The organism is Oerskovia sp. NPDC060287, assembly GCF_042726775.1.
Lineage (GTDB): Bacteria > Actinomycetota > Actinomycetes > Actinomycetales > Cellulomonadaceae > Oerskovia > Oerskovia merdavium.
The window spans coordinates 1-2,780 of sequence record NZ_JBHXBO010000367.1; the positions used below are offsets into that span (position 1 = coordinate 1).

Consider the following 2,780-nt stretch of genomic DNA (forward strand, 5'->3'; position numbering starts at 1 on the left):
GACGCCGGCGTCGACCGAGCCCGCACGCGTCGCGAACGACTGCGACGCCGACTTGCCCGGCGCCACCCCCGTGAACGACTTGGACCCGAACACCGAGGCGACCTTCACGTCGACCGGCACGTCCTCACCGTTCACCGCACGCACCGACACCGTGACCTTGCCCGCCACACACTTCGCCGTCGCCGACACCTCGACCACCAGGTCAGGCTCGGGCTCGGGGTCGACGGGGGTCACGGTGACCGTGGCGGTCGCCCGCGTCGTGATCGACGGGCCGAACGACCCGCTGACCGTGAAGGTCCCGGCCTGCGCCCAGGAGGCGGGGTCGACCGCGTCCCACGTGACCGCGAGCTCCTTGGTCGCGCCGTCGCCGTAGGTCGCGGCGACCGTCGCGGGCAGCACGGGCGCGGTGCCCGCGGCCGTGGAGACCGTGACGGGGGCGGCCGAGGCCACGAACGCATCGGCCTGGTAGTGCGCGAGGAGACGGTCGTACTCGGCCTGGGTGACCGGGAGCACCGTCCCGTGGCGCGGGCTCACGGGCAGGGTCGCGGGCTCCGACTTGGTCCAGACCCCCGAGTCGAGGTCGGTCGACTCGAACGGGACGTAGCCCTTGCCACCGTGGTAGCTGGGCTGGTCCATGAAGACGTACCACTTCTCCTCGGTGTTGGACTTGAAGACCGTCGGTCCCTCGCCCGCCGTGAACGTGCCGCCGTAGCCGTTGGGCTGGCCCACACCGATGTTCTCGGTGATGAGGTCCCAGCTCGTGGCGCGCAGGTCCGTGGACTTCTCGCTCCGGACGGTCATGTACTTCTCGTCCTTGATGAAGCGGTAGTACGTGTCGCCGACCTTGGTCACCGACGCGTCGATGATGCCGAGGCCCGTGCCGCGCTTGTTGTCGACCCAGATCCGCGGCTCGCTGAACGTCACGAAGTCACGCGTCGTGGCGTACATCATGCGCTGGTAGCTCGTGGCGATCTTGCGGTCGCTGCTGTCGGTCGTCGGGTAGAGCGCGGACGCCCAGTACACGACGTACTCGCCCGCGGCCTCGTCGTAGAACGCCTCGGGAGCCCAGGTGTTGCCCGCGTAGTCGCTCGAGACCTTGACCATGCGCTGGTCGGACCAGCTCACGAGGTCGGTCGACTCCCAGATCATGAGGCTCAGCGAGCCGCGCTCCTGCGCGTTGCCGAAGTTGTTGCCGCCATAGATCTTGAGGTCGGTCGCGACGAGGAAGAACTTGTCACCCTCGGGAGAACGGATGACGAACGGGTCGCGCAGGCCCTTCTCTCCCAGGCCCGAGCGCAGCACCGTCTTGTCGTCGTTCAGCTCCTGCCACTTGAGCGGGTCGTTGCCCTGGCTCGCGGCGAAGTAGATCTCCTCGCCGTCGGCCGTGCTCTCGCCCTTGAAGTAGGGGAAGAAGTACGCCGCGGGCTCCTGGGCCTCGGGGGCCTGGCGGACCGTCGCGGTGCGGGGCTGGGTCGAGGTCGCGGTGCCCTTGGTCGCGGTCACCGTGAGGATCACCTCGGTGTCGGCCGTGCCGTGCGCCGGGCGGTGCACCACGCCCGTGTCGCTCACGGTCCCGGGCGCCGAGGACGTCCAGGTCAGGGTCGAGCCCTGCGCGCCCTTCGTCGGGAGGGTGAGGTTGCCGCGGACGTCGGCGATGTTGGTCACTGCGGCGTGCTGCGCGTCCCACGCGGCGGCCTGGGCGTCGTCGAACGCCGCGGGCACGACCACGGTGAAGGTCCGCGGGAGCGTCACGGCGCCGCGCGTGACCGACGCGGTCAGCGTGACGGTCGCGGCGGGCTGACCGGCGGCGGGCTGGGTGACCCTGCCCGACGACGTCACGACGTCCGCGTGCGAGGTCGCCCACGTGATGGTCGAGCCCTGCGCGCCGGTGACCGGGAGCGTGAGGTTGCTCGTGACGGCGCTCGTGTCGCCCAGGTCGAGGGCTGCGGCGTCGGCTCCTGCGGCCGCGGCCGAGGTCTTCTGCGCGAGGGTCGCGACGTCGTTCGCGGGCAGTGCCCGGTCGTAGACGCGGAAGTCGCGGACCTGACCCTTGAGGTACTTGTCGCCCGAGTAGAGCGAGCGACCGATGTAGTTGGCGGTCGTCGTCCCGGCGCCGATCGAGGCCGGCGTCGTGGTGACCGCGGTGTTCTGCGCGACCTGCACGCCGTCCTCGTAGAGGGTCCCGGTCGTGCCGGTCTGCGTGTAGGTCAGGTGCTTCCACACCCCGCGCGCGAGGTTCGAGCCCTTGGTCGTGTTCTGCTCGGTCGACCAGTTGCCCGACGCGATGCCGGTCCGGTAGGCGTTGCCCGTGGTGAACAGGTAGCCGTTGCCGGCCGAGCCGCTCGTGTTGCCCATGCCCCAGATGAAGTAGGGCGTGCCCTGGGCGGTGTCGACCAGGACGTCGAGGTCGACCGTGACCGAGGTCAGGTTCTTGAGCAGGCCGTCGGGGAGCCGGACGTAGTCGTCGGTCCCGTCGAGCGTGATGCCGCTCGCGCTGCGCGCGGCCCCGTTGACCGTGGCTGCCCCGAACGTCGAGCCCGGCGCCGAGTTCGCAGCCGACGTGCCGCTCGCCTCGTCGAGCTTGTACCAGGCGACGAGCCCGGCCTCGGGCAGGGCCGGATCAGCGGCTGCCACGGCGGTGGTCGTCAGCCCGGTGCTCAGGGCGACGGCGACGCTCGCTGCAACGAGACGTCCCCTGGTTCTTCTCACGATGTGCTCCTTCGGTTCGTGGTGCGGGTGGTGCGGGTGGTGCAGGGGTGCGGTGGTGCGGGCAGGACGGG

Annotated in this window: 1 protein-coding gene; it reads right to left on the minus strand. The window is 70.5% G+C overall.

The features are described 5' to 3' along the window. Positions 1-2,709 (minus strand): immunoglobulin-like domain-containing protein (locus tag ACFWFR_RS18930; RefSeq protein ID WP_377624127.1); only part of this gene is annotated, 2,709 nt, incomplete at its 3' end. Between the last annotated feature and the right edge of the window lie 71 nt (positions 2,710-2,780).